The following is a 16,215-nucleotide window of genomic DNA, read 5'->3' on the forward strand; positions in this document are numbered from 1 at the left end:
GTCATGCACGACCCGCACACGCTGCTCCAGGAGGCGTCCGGGGCCGATCTGGCCCGCCGCGGACACGTCCTGGACCGGGCCGCCCTGCGCGACCTGACCGAACGGCGCGCCCGGCTCATCGCCGAGCGGGACAAGCTGCGGGCCGAGCAGAACCGCTCGGCCAGGGAAGCCCCCGGCGAAGCCCCCGGTGGACGCCGTCGGCCCGACGACGCGGCGCGGGCCCGGGCGGCGGCGGCCAGGGAACGCCTGCGGTCGGTGTCGGAGGAGCTCCGGGAGGCGGAGGAGGGGCTCGCCGCGCTGCTGCTGGCGGTGCCCAACCGGCCCCACCCGGACGTGCCCGACGGGACCGAGCAGGACCCGCCGGTGGTGCGGCGGACCTGGGGAGAGGTCCCGGGGTTCGAGTTCACCCCGCGCGACCACGTGGACATCGGGACCCGGCTGGGGATCCTGGACCAGGTGCGCGCCGCCAGGCTGTCGGGGTCCCGGTTCGCCGTGACCCGGGGGGCGGGGGCCCGGCTGGAACGGGCCCTGGCCGCGTTCCTGCTGGACCTGCACACCACCGAGCACGGGTACACCGAGCACGGGCTGCCGCACCTGGTGACCCGGGAGACGATGACGGGTACCGGGCAGCTGCCCAAGTTCGAGGACGACCTGTTCCTGACGAACGCCGCCGACCGGGACCTGCTGCTGATCCCGACCGCCGAGGTGCCGCTGGTGAACCTGTACCGGGGGGAGACCCTGCGGGAGGACGGACTGCCGCTGGCGCTGACCGCGTGCACGCCCTGCTACCGGGCGGAGGCCGGCTCGTACGGCCGGGACACGCGGGGGCTGGTGCGGCTGCACCAGTTCGAGAAGGTGGAGCTGGTGCGGATCTGCCGGCCGGAGGACTCGGCGGCGGAGCTGGAGCTGCTGACCGGGCACGCGGAGACGGCGCTGCGGCGGCTGGGACTGGCCCACCGGGTGGTGGAACTGCGGGCCGGGGACCTCGGGTTCGCCGCGCGGCGCACCTACGACATCGAGGTGTGGCTGCCGGGGCAGGGCACGTACCGGGAGATCTCCTCCTGCTCCGACTGCGGGGACTTCCAGGGCCGCCGGGCCGGCATCAAGGTCCGCGACCGGGACGGGCGCAAGCGGTTCGCGGCGACGCTGAACGGTTCGGCGCTGCCGGTGGGGCGGACGCTCGTGGCGGTCCTGGAGCAGTACCAGCGCGCGGACGGCTCGGTGGCCGTGCCGCCCGCGCTGGTTCCGTACACCGGCTTCTCGGCGATCGCCCCCGACGGTTCGCCGGTGGTCAGCGCGGAGTGAGCCCGGAGGGGGCCCGGGCCGGCGGCCGTACGGCGTCGCCGGCCCGGTCCGGCCAGGTCAGGACCGTGACCGGGGGCAGTTCCCGGGAGACGAACGCGGTCATCGCCCACGGGCAGTCCTGCCGGGTCGGCTGGAGCGCGGTGTGGCCGTGCCAGGGCAGCGCGCCGTGGCCGGTGATCCCGCGCAGGCCGACGGAGCCGTCCGGGCCGAAGGCCAGGTCGACTTCGCGGGCGCCGTCGGTCAGGCCGCGCCCGGTGGCCTTGACCGCGGCCTCCAGCAGGGTCCAGGCGTGGAAGAAGGTCTCGGGGCCGACCCCGTCCGGGACCCCCGGGTAGATGAAGGTGAGCACGTCGAGGCTGCTGGAGGCCGGGCGGACCAGTTCGACGTCCACCCCGATGGGTCCGGTCTCGGTGGCGCCGAGCAGGAGCAGTCCGTCGGAGCGGGACCAGCTGACGTGGGTGCCGGGCTGGTCGGGCAGGTAGGGCTTGCCGGCGGGGTCGTAGTGGATGCGCAGGTCGTGCGCGTCGAGCCCGAGGCGTTCGGCCAGCAGGCGGCGGACGGTGAGCCGGGCGCGGTAGAAGCGGTGGGCCGCACGCGCGTGGACGAACTCGGCGCCGCGCCGCAGTTCGTCCTCGGTGAGGCCCTCGGGATAGCGCGCGGTGATCTCGGTGGGGGCGACCTGGTCGAGGTCGACCAGCCATGCGTCCATCATGCTCCTTTCTCGGACACATCCCTGTCCCTGCCGTGGGGCTACAGGGTGAACACCCTCGTGCGGGAGCGCGCGGGGTCGCCCGGCCGGAGGTGGAGCCGCCCGGCCGCCGGGAACAGGACGGCCGCGGCGACCGTGCGTTCGGCGCGGATGTCGCCCCGGTCGGGGACGCGTACGGGGGGCCGTGCGAGCAGCGCGAAGTGGTCCTCGGCGTCCGCGTCGCCGGGGAGGGCGGCGATCCCCTCGCGGGCGGCGGCGAGGCGGCGGCGCGAGGAGTTGCGGGCGAAGACGTTCAGCTCGTCGGCGGGCACGAAGTCCGGGTGGAGGTAGTGGTTGGTGTGGGCGAGGGCGCCGGGGGCGGCCTCGGTGACGCGCAGGTCGCCGTCGAGGTGTTCGGCGTACAGGACCCGCTCGTGGTCGCAGAGCATGAGGGAGCGGGAGCTGGACAGCGGCAGGTCGGCGAGGACCTTCAGGGCCTGTTCGGCGGTGGCGGCCGTGTCGAGGAGGTGGCGGACCGCCAGGTACGGGGGGACTCCGGGGCGCCAGGTGCCGCCGAGGACCAGGTTGATCCCGACGGCGAGGCCGTCGCTGTTGACGCCGAGGTAGCCGAGGAGTCCGGCGAAGCTGAGCACGAGCGAGCGCCGGGCGGAGCCGGCGCGGGCGGTCTCCAGGACGGCGATGTGGGTGTCGAGGTCGCCGCTGAGGTCGACGGTCTGGGCGAGGACGGGCGGGCTGCCGGGTCCGGTTCGGGCGTACGTGGTGCAGTCGCCGCCGGACCGGATCTTCGAGTAGCCGGTGAGTTCGCGGCGCAGCTGGAGCAGCCAGGCCTCGTCCTCGCTGATCCGGGCCCCGTCGGCGAGCCCGGCGACTTCCTCGGCGAGGTCGGGCAGGGCGGCCTCGACCGCGTCGCGGTGGGCGGCGATCGAGGGCAGCAGGGCGGGCAGGGTCAGGGGCCGGTCGACGAGGTGCCCCAGGCGGGCGAGGCCGTCGTCGAGGAAGGCCCGCAGGGGCGCGGCCAGGGCCGCGCCGTGGGCGCGGCCGATCTCCCAGGGGGTGCCGGACGCCCGTATTCGGGCGATGCCGGGGTCGGCGGTGTCCTCGTTCATGCCGGTACGGCCTTCTTGGGGCCGTGCGCGAGGAGGGCGCGGACGGCGGGCCATTCGGAGCGCAGGACGCTGTAGTAGACGGCGTCGCGGCGGCGGCCGCCGGGCATGTAGTTGAAGCTGCGCAGGACGCCTTCCTCGGTGGCCCCGATGTTGGCGAGGCCGCGCCGGGCCTGGGTGTTGAGCACGTCCGTCTTGAACTCGGCGCGTTCGGCGCCGAGCACCTCGAAGGCGTGCTCCAGCAGCAGGGCCTTGGCCCAGTGGTTGACGCCGCGGCCGCGGAAGTCGCGGCCGAGCCAGGACCAGCCGATCTCCAGGCGGCGGTCCGCCTCGGCCATGTTGCCGAAGCTCATGCTGCCGGCGATGCGGCCGCTGTCCTTGTCGGTGATGGTCCAGACGGCGCGGCGGCCGGCGGCGTGGTCGGCGAGGCAGGCGTCGAAGAAGGCCTCGAAGTCGGCGTCGGTGCCGACGGCGGCGACGAAGTAGCGCCAGATGTCGGGGTCCATGGCCACCGCCCGGACGCCCTCTCGGTCGGCCTCGGTGACGGGGGTGAGGCGGACCCGGTCGTTCTCCAGGACGGCGGCGGCGTGCTCGGTCCAGCTCAGGGCGCTCATGGTTCAGACTCCGGTGGTGGTGGCGTGGTGGCGGGCGAGGGCGGCGGTCACGTCGCGCAGGGTCTTCATGTCGGCGAGGTCGTGTTCGGTGAAGTGGGCGAGGTCGACGCCGGTCTCCTCGCAGACCTCGGTGAGGAAGAGGACCTTGTTGAGGGAGGTCAGTCCGTAGGCGGAGACCATGTCGGCGCCGGGGTCTATGGCCCCGGGTTCGACCTCGGGGACCAGGACGAGGGAGAGCTGGTCGCGGGCCGCGGCCTCGATCGCCGCGAGGGTGTCGGTCGTGTCAGGCATGGATTCCGGCCTCCTGGGTGTGCAGCGGTGAGTGGTAGGCGGCCCGGATGTCGGGGCGCTTCGGCTTGTACTGGGAGGTCAGCAGGCCGCCTTCGATGCTGAACGGCGGATCGGCGACGACGACGCGGCTGATCCGCTCGTCGGGGGTGGTGGCGGCGTTGACGGCGGCGAGGCGGGCGGCGATGGCCCGGCGGTCGGCGGGGCGGGCGGCCGGGGAGACCACGGCGACGAGGTCGGTCTGGGTGGGGCTGAACAGGACGCATTCGGCGATCGCCGGGTCGGCCCGCATGAGTTCCTCGATGGGGCGGACGATGACCTTCTTGCCGTTGTCGAGGACGATGACGTCGTCGGCGCGGCCGTGCACGAAGAGGAAGCCGTCCTCGTCGAGGTGGCCGAGGTCGCCGGTGCGGACGGTCCCGTCGGGCGAGAAGACCTTCTCGGAGTCGCCGGGGCGGGCGTACTCGTAGTGGTTGTTGACGGGATGGGTGCTGCGGACGCTGATGACGCCGTCGTCGCCGATCAGCACCTCCTTGCCGCGTACGGGCCGTCCGACGCTGCCCTCGCGGTGGGCGCCGGGGTGGTTCTTGGTGACGATGCAGGTCTCGTTGAGGCCGTAGCCCTCGTAGAGCGGCAGGCCGGCGGTGTCGTTGAAGAAGCCCAGTACGGCGGGCGAGGCGGGGGCGGAGCCGGTCCACAGGTAGCGGATCCGGTCCCCGAAGAGGGTCCGGGCGACCTCCGCGGGTGTCCGGTCGGGGGTGCGGCGCAGCCGGGCCTCGACCTGGCGGCGGGCGCTCTCGTAGAAGGCCGGTACGCCCATGACGACGGTGGGGCGGACGCGGCGCAGGGTGGCGAAGGCGGCCTCGTAGGTGGTGATGGTGACGTCGTGGCCGTGGAGGAGGGCGGAGTACACCCAGTAGCGCTGCTGGAGGAGGGAGAGGGGCAGGAAGACGAAGAGGTGGTCGTCCGGGGTGTGTTCGAAGATCTCCTGGACGGCCCGGAGGGAGCTGTCGATGCTGCCGGCGGTGGCGCCGAGGCCCTTGGGGATCCCGGTGCTGCCGGAGGTGAACTTGATGGTGGTGACGTCCTGGGCGCCCCAGGTGACGGGCGGCAGCGGGGTGTCGGGGTCGTCGCCGGGACCGGTCAGCTCCCACAGTCCGGCCATGGGGAGGGTGTCGGGGACTGCGCCGGTGTCCTGGTCGGTGCAGAGCAGGTGGAGGCCGTAGCCGTCGATGAGTTCGGTGGACGGGGTGAACTTGCCGGGCTCCAGGCCGGCGGTCTGTGCGCCGAGGCGCAGGGCGGCGAGGTCGAGCAGCACCCATTCGAGGCTGTTGGCGGCGAGGATGCCGATACGGTCGCCCCGGCCGATGCCGTAGCGCTCGCGCAGGTGGCGGGCGAGACGGCCGGATCGGTCGTGGAGCTCGCGCAGGGTGACGGTGCGGGTGCCTTCCAGGCGGGCTACGTGGAGGTGGCCGCCCCGGGGCACCTGGCTGGTGATCCGCCGGATCGTGTCGGGGACGGTCGTCTGTCGGCTGCCGGCCGGCTGTGGCTGGTCGCGCGGTTCCCCGCGCCCCTGACGGGGCACCGCCGGGGTCATCGGTCGGCCGCCGGCATGAGGGCGGTGGCCATGGCGCGGACGGTGTCCATCTCGGAGAACTGGTCGAGGGTGATGGTGACCCCGAAGCGCTTGCGGGCGGCGGTGAGGATGCGGGCGGCCGCGATGGAGTCGCCACCGAGGGAGGCGAGGGTGTCGAGGGCGCCGATGTCGGGGCGGCGCAGGACGGTGGACCAGATGTCGCAGAGGATCTTCTCGGCCTGGGTGGCGGGGGCGTTGCCACCGCTCTCCCGCGCCGCGCCCTCTTCGGCGCCGAGCGCGGCCAGCCGCGTACGGTCCACCTTGCCGTTCCTGGTGAGCGGGAGCTCCTCGTGCCAGAGGACGGCCGCCGGGAGCATGTAGTCCGGCAGGTCGGCGCGCAGGGCCTGGCGGAGTTCGGTCAGGGGCGGGCGGTGGCCGCCGGAGGGGACGAGGTGGGCGATGAGCCGGTTGCCCTGGGCGGCGACGACGGCGCGCGAGACCTCGGCGAGGGCGGCGAGGCGGGTCTCGACCTCGCCGGCTTCGATCCGGTAGCCGTTGATCTTGATCTGGAAGTCGGTGCGGCCGAGGATCTGGATGTTCCCGTCGGGCAGGTAACGCCCGAGGTCACCGGTGCGGTACATGCGTTCGCCGCGCTCGGGGTCCTCGTAGAACCGCTCGGCGGTGCGCTCGGGGTCGCCCCAGTAGCCGCGGGCGAGGCCCGTGCCGGCGGCGGTGATCTCTCCGGTGACCCAGTCGGGGGCGTCGAGGCCGTCGCGGTCCAGGACGTAGGCGCGGTTGTTGGCGTTGGGGCGGCCGTACGGGATGGAGTCGGTGCCGTCCTCGTCCTCGCCGACGGGGTGCAGGATGTTCCAGATGGTGGTCTCGGTCGGGCCGCCGAGGGAGACCACCTCCAGGCCGGGCATCATCTCGCGCAGCTGCGCGGGCAGGGCGGGCGGGAGCCGGTCGCCGCTCATCATGACGAGCCGCAGGCCGGGCGGTACGTCGCCGTCGGCGCGGGCCTGGCCGTGGAGCAGGCCGACGATGGCGGGGACGGAGTTCCAGACGCTGACCTGGTAGAGCCAGCACAGCTCCAGCCAGTGGGCGGGGTCGACGGCCCGGTCGTGGTCGGGCATGACCAGGGCGGCCCCTGCCGAGAGGGCTCCGAAGACGTCCCACACGGACAGGTCGAAGTTGAAGGCGCTGACGGCCATGAACCGGTCCTCGGGGGTGATCCCGAAGCGGTCCTGGCAGTCGGCGACGACGTTGGTGACGTTGCGGTGGGTGACCATGACGCCCTTGGGGGCGCCGGTGGTGCCGGAGGTGTAGAGGACGTACGCGAGGTCGTCGGGGCTGGATCCGGGGAGCCGGTCGGGGAGTTCGGCGCGGCCGGAGCAGGGCCGGGTGAGGTCGAAGGCGGCCATGGAGCCGGTGGAGGTCCAGCCGGTGTTGGTCAGGACGCAGCGCACCTGCCCGTCGGCGAGCATGTACTCCTGCCGGGCGGCGGGCAGGCCGGCGTCCACGGGCAGGTACGCGGCCCCGGCGAGGACGGTGGCGAGGATGCCGACGATCTGCTCGGGTCCGCGCCGCATGACGAGGCCGACGAGTTCGCCGCGGCCGACGCCCTGTTCGCGCAGCCAGGTGGCGGCGGTGGCGGCCCGGTGCAGGAGTTCGCCGTAGCTGACGGTGCGGTCCGCGGTGAGGACGGCGGGGGCGGCGGGGGTGCGGGCGGCCTGGGCGGCGAAGGCGTCGCCGAGCATCTCCCCGGGGAGTTCGACGGCGGTGTCGTTGGCGGCGGCGCGGCGTGCGCGCTGGGCGGGCGGCAGCAGGTCGAAGGAGTGGCGCTGCCAGGCGTCCTCGTCGGCGAGGGCGGTGAGCAGGCGCTCGTAGCCGTGGGCGAGGTCGTCGAGGAGGCCTTCGCAGAAGAGTTCGTCGATGCCGTCGAGCTGGACGACGAGTTCGCCGTGCTGCTCCATCGCGAAGGCGTTGAGCCACACCTGCGGGGTCTGGCTGACGGAGAAGACCTCCTTGCCGAAGAGTTCCAGCGCGGAGCCGTCGACCTCGCTGCTGACGTGTCCGATGGCGCTGTTGAAGGTGAACGGCATGCGGGCCCCGGCGATGCCGCCGCGCCGGCGGGCCAGTTCCTTGAGGACCTCGATGCCGGAGTGGTGCCGGTGGTCGATGTCGGTGTGCAGGCGGGTCTGGAGCGCCTGGGCGCGGGCGGCGAAGGGCAGCGAGCGGTCGATCTCGGCCTCGACGAGGAGGGTGTCGGAGAACTGGCCGATGGCCTCGAAGACCCGGGGGTGGACGGGCGGCCGGTTGGCGACGGTGGTGGTGAGGGTGAAGCGCTCGCCGGCGCCCCAGGTGGCGAGGGTCTCGGCGTACGCGGCGAGGAGCAGCGCGGAGGGGGTCAGGCCGTGGCCGGCGGCGCGTTCCTTCAGGGCGGTCCAGGCGGCGCGGTCGAGGCGGACGGCGCGCTGGGTGAAGCGGGTGCCGGACAGGGCGGCGGGGCTGGTGCGCAGCGGCAGGTCGGGGTGGGGGGCGAGGTCGTCGGCGCGGGCCGTCCAGTATGCGCGGGAGCGGCGGGCGGGGGCCCGGTCGCGGGCGGCTTCCAGGGCAGCGAGGTAGTCCTCGTAGGGGAGTTCCTCGTGTACCTCGGCGGCGGGGTTCTGGTAGGCGTGCCACCAGGCCCGGAAGAACAGGAACATGCTGATCCCGTCCATGACGAGCCCGTCGTGGCCGACGTGGAGGACCATCTTGTCGTCGTCGAGGATGGTGGCGTCGACGGTGAGCAGCGGGGCCTGGTCGGCGGGCAGCACCTGGTGGGAGCGCATCTCGCGCAGTTCGGTGCGGATCAGTTCCTGCTGGCGGGGGCTGTGGGCGCGCAGGTCGAGGACGCCGATGCGCGGGGAGGCGGCGTCGCCGTGTTCGGTGGCCTGGCGTTCGTCGGAGAGGAAGCGGGAGCGCAGGGCGCTGTGGGCGGCGACGACGGTGTCGAGGGAGCTCTGGAGGCGGTCGAGGTCCCAGTCGCCCTCGATCTCGTGGAAGACGTGGCTGGAGACGTCGCCGATCTCGAAGACCCCGCTGCGGCCCAGGTAGTAGCTGCGCTGGAGGGGGGTGAGGGGGAAGCCGGGGCCGTGTTCGGCCTCGCGGGCGAGGTGGGCGACGAGGGCGGGCTTGGCGGCCTTGACGCGGGAGATGAACTCGGTGTCCATCCGTTCGCGGTTGCCCTGGAGGCGCAGGTCTCCGTCGGCGAGGGCGACGGACAGTCCTCGCTCGGCTATCTCGCGCAGGATCTGGCGGGTGTTCATCGGGCCTCCCCCGAGGTCAGGGCGGCGACGGCGGAGGGCTCGGCGCGCTCGGCGATGACGGCGGCGAGTTCGGCGAGGGTGCCGCCGTGCAGGAGTTCGTCCATGGAGAGGTCGACGTCGAGTGCGTCGAGGATCTGGTACTGGACGGTGACGGCCTGGAGGGAGCCGGCCGCGAGCTGGGTGAGGGTGCGGTGGGCGATCTGCTCGTCCTCGCCGAGGCGCAGCGCGGTGCGGGCGATCCGGGTGAGCCAGGGGGTGAGGGCGGGGTCGGCGTCGGGGGTGACGCCCGCGTCGGGGGCGGGCCGGAAGAAGACGGCGTCGGCGAGGGCGATCGCGGTGCCGGGTGCGAGGAGTTCGACGGTACGCGGCCACGTGCGCGGGGCGTCCTGGCCGAGGGCGGCGGCGAGGCGGGCGGCGAAGCGGGGCATGACGGGGGCGGCGGCGTGCGCGAGGAGGCGGGCGGCGGCGAGTTCGAGGGCGATGGCGGTGCGGTTCTCGTCCTCCCAGCCGGGGGTGTCGGTGAGGAGGCTCTCGGCGCGGGCGAAGCGGACGGTGTCGTGGACGATGCCGTCGAGTTCGGCGGCGGCCTGGTTGAGGGAGAAGGCGTCCTTGCCGAGGGCGGCGGTGACGGCGGTGAGGCGGGTGCCGAGCCGGGCCAGGAAGGCGGTGTGCTCGGGGGTCCAGTTCCCGGCGTCGGGGGCGCGGCCGGCGTGGTGCTTGGCGGTGCGGGCGCCGAGGTCGGTGAGCCACTGCTGCCAGGTGCCGATGAGGGTGTCGTCGAGGGCGGCCTCGTACGCGGCGCGGCGGAAGTCGGTGCGCCGGCCTTCGGGGCGGGTGGCGGCGAGGAACCAGCGGACGGCGTCGACGGTGTCGGGGGTGAGGATCTCCTTGCCCCAGACGGCGTGGCGGCGGCTGGTGGAGAACTTCTCGCCGTCCAGCAGGTAGAACTCGTTGACGTGGTAGTCGATGTCGGGGGTCCAGCCGGGGAAGGCGAGCCGGTAGAGGACGGGGTAGAGGACCGAGTGGTAGAAGCTGTTGTCGTAGCCGAAGAAGTGGACGATCTTCCAGTCGGGGGCGGGGGCGGCGGCCTGCCAGGGGCGGCCGATGCGGGCGCCCAGTGATTGGATGCCGTGCAGGAACCCGTAGCTCATCTCGGGCCAGACCCAGATGACCTGCCCGTCGGTGTCGTCCTCGCGCGGTTCGACGCCCCAGCCGGAGGGGTGGGTGAGGGGGATGTCGAGGCTCGGGCGGGCGAAGACCCGGTCGGCCAGCTCGCGCAGCCGGGCCGGTACGCGGCCCAGCCCGTGGTGCTCGCGGACCTCGCCGGAGAAGGTGTGCAGGGGCAGGGTCCAGCGGGCGGCTGTGCCGCGCACCGGGGCCGCCGGGGCGGCGGAGCGGGGCTCGGTGAGGTCGGCGACGGTGTTGGGCTCGCCGCACTCCTCGCAGATGTTGCCGGAGGTGTCGTTGGCGCAGCCGGGGCAGCCGCCCTTGACGTCGGCCTCGTACAGGTAGCGGCCGGTCCCGGCGTCGAAGAGGGCGTCGTGCCCGGCGACGGACACCCTGCCGGAGGCGGCGACCTTGGTGAAGAAGTCCTTCAGGCCTTCGCGGTAGCCGGGGTCCTGGTCGGTGACGGTGTACTGGTCGACGGGTATGTCCATCAGCCGCAGGGTTTCGGCGATCTCGGCGCTGTAGTGGGCGGCGGTCTCGGCGGGGGTGCGGCCGTCGGCGCGGGCGGCGCCGACCACGTAGCTCTGGTAGTCGTCGCTGCCGGTGAGGTGGTAGGCCTCGGCACCGTTCATGCGCTGGAAGCGGGTGAAGGCGTCGGCGCCGAGGTAGGGGCCGCAGAGGTGGCCGAGGTGGAGGTCGCCGTTGGGGGTGGGCGGGGTGGAGAAGACGAAGACGGGACGGTCGCCGAAGCCCTCGCGGGCGGGGGCGGAGGCGGAGGCCATGGCCCGTTCGGCGTCGCGCCAGTACTGGGTGAAGAAGACGAGGTCGCCGCCGTCGCCGGCGGTGTCGCGCGGACCGGTGTTCCGCAGGACGTGGGACTCGAAGGGTTCGAAGAGGACGACGGTGCCGGGGGCGGCGGGGTGGGTCTCGCCGTCGATGACGAACTCGCCGCGGCCGGAGACGATGACGAACAGCTCGGTCTCGTCGTGGTGGTGGCCGTCGGTGGCGCCGCCGGGGGCTATGCGGCCCCATCCGGCGCCGGTGCCCAGGCCCTCCACGTCGCTCATGTCGATGCCGAACGCCTGCTCCAGGACGTCGGCGTCATAACTCGCGATGATCATGTCGTGGCCTTTCGCGGGGACGGGAGGGAGGGGATCAGGTCGGCGGCCCGGGCGGCGAGGGCCGGGGCCAGCCGGTAGCCGGAGCCGCCGGCGGCGCCCGCGAAGAGGAGCCGGCCGTAGGGGTCGAGGCGGGTGGTCAGCGGCGTGCCCTCGGGCCCGTACGCGTCGCAGAAGACCCGGCCGGAGCGGCAGTGCGCGGCCAGGCCCGGGGCGTAGCGGGTGAGCAGGGCGCGGGCTTCGCGCAGGTGGCCGGCGGTGAGGGCAGGGTCGACGGTGGCGGGGTCGACGTCCCACTCCTGGCAGGTGTAGCTGAAGAGCCAGTGGCCGCGGTGGTGGAAGGGCAGCAGGAAGGCGTCCTCGGGGTGCAGGACGAGGGCCCGGTCGCCGGGGGCCGGGGGCACTTCCACGTGCAGGGCGACGATCTTCTTGACGCGGGCTCCGAGCGGGGCGACCAGGTCCCGCCAGGCGGGTTCGGCGAGCCAGGGACCGGGGGCGATGACCACGTGCCCGGCGGTCAGGGTGGCGCCGCCGGTCAGGGTGAGACGGGCGCCGCCGGGGCCGGCGGCGACGGTCTCGACGGCGACGCCCTCGCGGAAGGAGACCGCGGGGCGCAGTTCGGCGGCGAGGAGCTGGGTGAGGGCGTGGACGTCCGCGTACTGGCAGCCGTCGCCCTCCCAGGCCCCGAAGTCCCGCGGCAGCTCGGTTACGGCGGGCGGCAGTTCGGTGGTCCAGCGGAGCTTGGCCTCGGGGAGGTAGGCCTCGCGGAGCCGGTCCTCGGCGGCCTCGGGGGCGAGGACGGTCATGCCGAGGGGGTGGATGGGCAGGTCGGGGCGGGCGGTGTGGAGGTCGGCGTAGAAGCGCTCGCTCTCGGCGGCGAGGGTGCGGACGGTGTCGTTGGCGCCGCGCGGGAAGTGCAGTCCGGCGGAGCGGCGGGTGGCGCCGGAGCCGATCATGTCGCGGTCGAGGACGGTGACGTCGGCGGCGGGGTCGCGGGTGAGGATCTCGCGGGCGATGAGGACGCCGAGGATGCCGGCGCCGACGACGGCGACGTCGGTACGGGCCCCGGCGGGGCCGCCGCTGCGGGGTGCCGCGGTGCGGTAGACGGCGGGGTCGGTGGGGTCGGTGGGTACGGGGGCGGCCGCCGGGTCCGTGGGGTCGGTGGGTATGGGGGCGGCCGCCGGGTCCGTGGCGAGGGTGCGGCAGGCGCGGGTGCTGTCCGTGTTCATCAGGCGGTCCACCGTTCTTCCTGGGGGGCCTTCGAGGACCATTCGATGAAGGAGGCGAGCTGCTCGTCGCCGCGTACGCCGCACAGCCGGTCGGCGATGCGCCGGCTGCGCCAGGCGTTGAGGCTGAGGTTGGGGTCGGCGAGGCCGCGCTGGCCGCGGACCCCGTTCTGTACGAAGATCCGGCGGTCGGCGGGTCCGTCCCAGCGGACGGCGTAGTCCTCGTCGACGCGCAGTTCGTCGCCCTCGTGCTCCAGGCGTCCGGTGAGGGGTGCGAGGAAGTCCATGGCGGCGGGCCGGTAGCCGGTGGCCCAGACGATGACGTCGGCCTCGAACTTCTCCACGGACTCGGGCTCGCCGGTGTGGCGGGCGCAGACCTCCCAGCCGCCGAAGGGGCCGGGGGTGACGTCGTGGACCTCGCGGCCGGGGTGCAGGGCGACCAGGTCCTCGTTGCCGTCGACGAACCGGTGGACGTAGATGGTCTGGTAGATCTCGCGCAGCGTGGACTCGGAGATCCCGTCGCTGGTCAGGACGTTGCGGGAGTTCAGCGACTGGCGGCGCTCGCGGGGCAGTCCGTAGAAGTAGTCGGCGTGGCTGGGCATGTAGTAGTCGTTGGTGAAGGGCGAGTCGTCGATGGGGAAGTAGTTCTGCCGCCGGGAGATCCACGAGACCCGGCGGGGCAGTTCCCAGCCGCTCCGGGAGATCAGGTCGAGGAAGGCCTCGGCTCCGGACTGGCCGCCGCCGATGACCACGACCCGCTTGCCGCCGACGTCGCGCGCGGCGTGGACGTAGTCGGCCACGTGGAACTGGGTGGGGCCGAGCAGGTGTTCGCCCTGCGGCGGGACCCAGGGGCGGCTGCCGACGCCGGCCACCACGTTGTCGGCGGTGACGGTGCGCCGGTCGGTGCGGACGGTGAAGACGCCGAGTCCGTCGTCGAAGTCGACCTCGCGGACGCCCTCGCCGAAGACGACGTTCTCGTTGCGGCGGCTGGCCCAGGCCAGGTAGTTGCGGAACTCCAGCCGGGGCACGTCGTCGAACTGGGCGTTGAGGAAGTGGTAGACGCGTCCCTTGGCGTGCAGGTACGACAGGAACGAGAAGGGGTTGGCGGGGTCGGCGAGGCTGACCAGGTCCTTGAACTGGGAGACCTGGAGGGTGCTGCCGGGGATCTGCTGGCCGTCGTGCCAGCCGAAGGACTCCTTGCGGTCGAGGAAGAGATTGGGTACGTCCGGCCTGCCGTGCAGCAGGGACGCCAGGCTGAGGTTGGCCGGGCCCACGCCGACTCCCACGCAGCGGAAGTGCGTGATGCCCGGCCGGAAGCTCTCGTGCCCCATTGTCGGAACCTCTCGTTCGATTCGGTGTGTGAGGTGAGGAGGGAGGGGTGGGTGGGGTGGGAGCGCTGGGCCGTGTCGGCCGTGCGCGCGCGGGTGCGGTGCCGGTACGGCGGTCAGGCGGGTATGCGTGCGGCGGTGAAGGCGGTTTCGGTGCGGGTCCCGGCGAGCCCGTGGGCGCCGAGGAAGGCCAGCCAGCGGCCGGCCTCGCGGGGGCTTTCGGCGGCGCGGGCCAGGCCGGCGGGGAGGGCGCCGGCCAGGATCCGGGTGACGCCGTAGGCGACGGGGAGGGAGACGCAGCGGGCCATCGCGGATTCGGCGGGGTCGCCGGTGAGGTCGAGCAGCCGCGATCCGCGCCAGCTCCCGCCCGCCCTGGTGCGCAGCTCCAGGGAGACGGAGAGCACGACGCGGTCGCGGTCGGCGGGGGTGGTGGGGTGGCGGGCGGCGAGTTCGGCGGCGAGTTCCCGGACGGCCCCGGCGTCCCCGGCGGCGACGGTGTCGAAGACCTCCCGCCAGGCGGCGCGCCAGCCGGAGTTGCGCAGGGTGCCGCGTACGAAGGTGTCGAGGTGCCAGTAGTACGGGATGCCGTACTGGGCGACGAAGGGGAGGCTGTCCCGGTTGGGGTAGACCTCGAACTCCTCGCCGGCCAGGGTCAGGGTGCGGGTGGCCTCCCAGGGGCGCGGGGCGGTGGCCTCGGCGCCGTCGGTCACGTACCGGGCGGGGGTGCCGAGGGCGGCCAGGACCCCGTACGGGGCCCAGCTGAAGCGGTAGCGGAAGGGGCCCGGGTCCGCCGGGACGCCTCCGCAGTAGGAGGTGAACACGGCGGTCGCCGGGGAGGGGCCGACGGCCTCGCGGGCGCGGGCGACCAGGTCGTGGGCCATCAGGTGGTCGATGCCGGGGTCGAGTCCGGCTTCGGTGAGGACGACGGTACGGGCCCGCGCGGCGGCCTCCCGCGCCTGCTCGGCCAGCTCCGGGGTGGTGTAGCTGGTGCAGGCGAAGTGGGCGCCGCGGCCGGCCGCCAGGCGCAGCAGCGCGGGGTGTTCGGCGGCCGGGAGCATGGAGACGAGGACGTCGCCCGCGCCGGTCTCCGCCGCCAGGGCGGCGGGGGCGAGGGCGCGGACCTCGGCGCGGCCCGCCAGGCCGAGGGCGGCCAGGCGGGCGGCGGCGCGTTCGGCGGTGCGGTCCCACAGGACCACGCGGCGGGCGCGTTCGCAGACGAGGGAGAGGCCCGAGCGGCCGGTGGACAGGCCGGTGCCTATCCAGTGGACGGTGCCGGAGGCCGGCGCGGCGGGCTGCGGGTCAGTGGTCAAGGGGTGCCTCCTGGGCTTGCACGGCCGCCTCGAAGGTGTGCAGGGCGCGGGCCCAGACGCCGTCCCACCCGGCCAGCCGCAGCAGGTGCGGGGTGAGTTCGGCGGAGAAGGCGGTGGCGGCCTCCACGGGGAGGAGGGAGGGGAGGTTGTCGATGGCGATGAGGTCGAGGGGGCGTTCGCCCTCGCGGAGGGTGCGGACGGGCTCGGTCCAGGTGGTGGTCTCGTCGTAGACCGGCAGGACGTTGCAGTCGGAGGTGACGTCGCAGGTGACGTCGCTGACCAGGGAGAGCCGGCGCTCGGGGTCGTCGAGGTCGGCCTTGGTCAGGAACGGCGGCACGGGGGTGGTGGTCAGGACGGTGTTGACCAGCAGGTCGTGGCGGAGGAGGGCGGGGCGGTCGATGTTCCGGGTCTCGGCGAGGTCCCAGCGGGTGGGCTCCAGCCCGGCCCGGACGAGGGCGTCGCAGGCGCCTCGGCCGCAGCGGCCGAGGGCGCCGATGACGAGGGCGGTGGTGGGGTCGGGAGCGCCCGCGCCGACGGCACCGGCGGCCCCGGCGGCTCCGGCCGCGAGGAGGGCGTCCAGGGCGGGGCGGTCGGTGGGGACCAGCGGGGCGGTGAGGGCGCCGCGGTGGTGCAGGACGGCGAGGGCGGCGCCGACGTAGCCGGCCCAGTAGCCGAACGCGGCGACGCGGCGGCCGGCTTCGTCGGTGAGGTACTCCATGTCGAGCAGGGCTCCGCCGCCCGCGGTGAAGCGGGCGAGCAGCTCGCGGGCGCCGGCCTGGCCCTTGTACGCGTGGCCGAAGTAGATGTGCCGGTGGCGCAGGGCGGGGGCGTCGGGGCCGGCGGGGAGTTCCTTGAGGCCGAGGACGTACGCGTCGTCGGGGGCCTGCTCGTGCCAGGAGGCGGTGGGGGCGGTGGCGCAGCCGGCGGCGGCGTAGGCGGTGAGCGGGAAGGCGCGGCGGTCCGACTCCTCGACGGTGACGCGGATGCCGGCCTCGACGAGGCGGGCGGCGTCCTCGGGGGTGAGGGGGGCCCGGCGTTCGGTGGGGCGGGCCTCGTGACGCATCCAGAGGTGAAGGCTGTCCGACATGATGCGGTTTGTCCTGTCTGAAGGCATAGGGGTGACCGACCCCCGGCCTGATCGCGGTTGCGGGGGCTGCGTCGGC

Annotated in this window: 12 protein-coding genes; 1 reads left to right on the forward strand and 11 read right to left on the reverse strand. The window is 74.1% G+C overall.

Features of this window, described 5'->3' with window-relative positions; all coding sequences use genetic code 11:
* The first annotated feature begins 3 nt into the window (after nt 1–3).
* A complete protein-coding gene (serS, locus tag ACZ518_RS35765) occupies nt 4–1,305 on the forward strand; it encodes a serine--tRNA ligase (RefSeq protein ID WP_469117209.1) in 1,302 nt (433 codons plus the stop codon).
* Here the strand turns inward: serS and ACZ518_RS35770 are convergent.
* The 11 genes from ACZ518_RS35770 to ACZ518_RS35820 all read right to left on the reverse strand — a co-directional run bounded on the left by ACZ518_RS35770 (nt 1,292) and on the right by ACZ518_RS35820 (nt 16,139).
* Nucleotides 1,292–2,017 carry a 4'-phosphopantetheinyl transferase family protein gene (locus ACZ518_RS35770; RefSeq protein ID WP_469117210.1) on the reverse strand — a complete coding sequence of 242 codons (726 nt, stop codon included), beginning with the start codon at nt 2,015–2,017 and terminating at the stop codon, nt 1,292–1,294. The two genes, serS and ACZ518_RS35770, sit on opposite strands and share 14 nt — an antisense overlap.
* A gap of 38 nt (nt 2,018–2,055) precedes the next feature.
* Complete coding sequence (locus ACZ518_RS35775; protein ID WP_469117211.1) at nt 2,056–3,120, reverse strand: C45 family autoproteolytic acyltransferase/hydolase; 1,065 nt, start codon at nt 3,118–3,120, stop codon at nt 2,056–2,058.
* Entirely contained in the window at nt 3,117–3,722 is a 606-nt protein-coding gene (locus ACZ518_RS35780) for a GNAT family N-acetyltransferase (protein ID WP_469117268.1), read from the reverse strand. The genes ACZ518_RS35775 and ACZ518_RS35780 overlap by 4 nt, the downstream gene beginning before the upstream one ends.
* Nucleotides 3,723–3,734: 12 nt before the next feature.
* On the reverse strand, nt 3,735–4,022 hold the full coding sequence (locus ACZ518_RS35785) for an acyl carrier protein (protein ID WP_469117212.1): 288 nt from the start codon (nt 4,020–4,022) through the stop codon (nt 3,735–3,737).
* Nucleotides 4,015–5,604, reverse strand: coding sequence for an AMP-binding protein (locus ACZ518_RS35790; RefSeq protein WP_469117213.1), 1,590 nt, complete (start codon nt 5,602–5,604; stop codon nt 4,015–4,017). The genes ACZ518_RS35785 and ACZ518_RS35790 overlap by 8 nt, the downstream gene beginning before the upstream one ends.
* 8 nt (nt 5,605–5,612) lie before the next feature.
* Nucleotides 5,613–8,903 carry a non-ribosomal peptide synthetase gene (locus ACZ518_RS35795; protein WP_469117214.1) on the reverse strand — a complete coding sequence of 1,097 codons (3,291 nt, stop codon included), beginning with the start codon at nt 8,901–8,903 and terminating at the stop codon, nt 5,613–5,615.
* Complete coding sequence (locus ACZ518_RS35800; RefSeq protein WP_469117215.1) at nt 8,900–11,191, reverse strand: class I tRNA ligase family protein; 2,292 nt, start codon at nt 11,189–11,191, stop codon at nt 8,900–8,902. The genes ACZ518_RS35795 and ACZ518_RS35800 overlap by 4 nt, the downstream gene beginning before the upstream one ends.
* The gene (locus ACZ518_RS35805) at nt 11,188–12,417 is read right to left on the reverse strand and encodes an NAD(P)/FAD-dependent oxidoreductase (RefSeq protein ID WP_469117216.1); all 1,230 of its coding nucleotides are present in this window, start codon (nt 12,415–12,417) and stop codon (nt 11,188–11,190) included. The genes ACZ518_RS35800 and ACZ518_RS35805 overlap by 4 nt, the downstream gene beginning before the upstream one ends.
* The gene (locus tag ACZ518_RS35810; RefSeq protein WP_469117217.1) at nt 12,417–13,745 is read right to left on the reverse strand and encodes a lysine N(6)-hydroxylase/L-ornithine N(5)-oxygenase family protein; all 1,329 of its coding nucleotides are present in this window, start codon (nt 13,743–13,745) and stop codon (nt 12,417–12,419) included. The genes ACZ518_RS35805 and ACZ518_RS35810 overlap by 1 nt, the downstream gene beginning before the upstream one ends.
* Before the next feature lie 113 nt (nt 13,746–13,858).
* Nucleotides 13,859–15,052: a saccharopine dehydrogenase C-terminal domain-containing protein gene (locus ACZ518_RS35815; RefSeq protein ID WP_469117218.1), complete on the reverse strand. Its 1,194-nt coding sequence runs from the start codon at nt 15,050–15,052 to the stop codon at nt 13,859–13,861.
* Nucleotides 15,042–16,139 (reverse strand): saccharopine dehydrogenase, encoded by a 1,098-nt coding sequence (locus ACZ518_RS35820; RefSeq protein ID WP_469117219.1) that lies wholly within the window; start codon nt 16,137–16,139, stop codon nt 15,042–15,044. Before ACZ518_RS35820 ends, ACZ518_RS35815 begins: the two co-directional genes overlap by 11 nt.
* Nucleotides 16,140–16,215 lie beyond the last annotated feature (76 nt).

Source organism: Streptomyces sp. NPDC033966, assembly GCF_055575955.1.

Coding starts and splice junctions, on each gene's coding strand:
- ACZ518_RS35770 (WP_469117210.1), bottom strand. CDS start 2,017: ATGATGGACGCATGGCTGGTCGACCTCGACCAGGTCGCCCCCACCGAG.
- ACZ518_RS35795 (WP_469117214.1), bottom strand. CDS start 8,903: ATGAACACCCGCCAGATCCTGCGCGAGATAGCCGAGCGAGGACTGTCC.
- ACZ518_RS35820 (WP_469117219.1), bottom strand. CDS start 16,139: ATGTCGGACAGCCTTCACCTCTGGATGCGTCACGAGGCCCGCCCCACC.
- ACZ518_RS35775 (WP_469117211.1), bottom strand. CDS start 3,120: ATGAACGAGGACACCGCCGACCCCGGCATCGCCCGAATACGGGCGTCC.
- ACZ518_RS35785 (WP_469117212.1), bottom strand. CDS start 4,022: ATGCCTGACACGACCGACACCCTCGCGGCGATCGAGGCCGCGGCCCGC.
- serS (WP_469117209.1), top strand. CDS start 4: ATGCACGACCCGCACACGCTGCTCCAGGAGGCGTCCGGGGCCGATCTG.
- ACZ518_RS35810 (WP_469117217.1), bottom strand. CDS start 13,745: ATGGGGCACGAGAGCTTCCGGCCGGGCATCACGCACTTCCGCTGCGTG.
- ACZ518_RS35805 (WP_469117216.1), bottom strand. CDS start 12,417: ATGAACACGGACAGCACCCGCGCCTGCCGCACCCTCGCCACGGACCCG.
- ACZ518_RS35800 (WP_469117215.1), bottom strand. CDS start 11,191: ATGATCATCGCGAGTTATGACGCCGACGTCCTGGAGCAGGCGTTCGGC.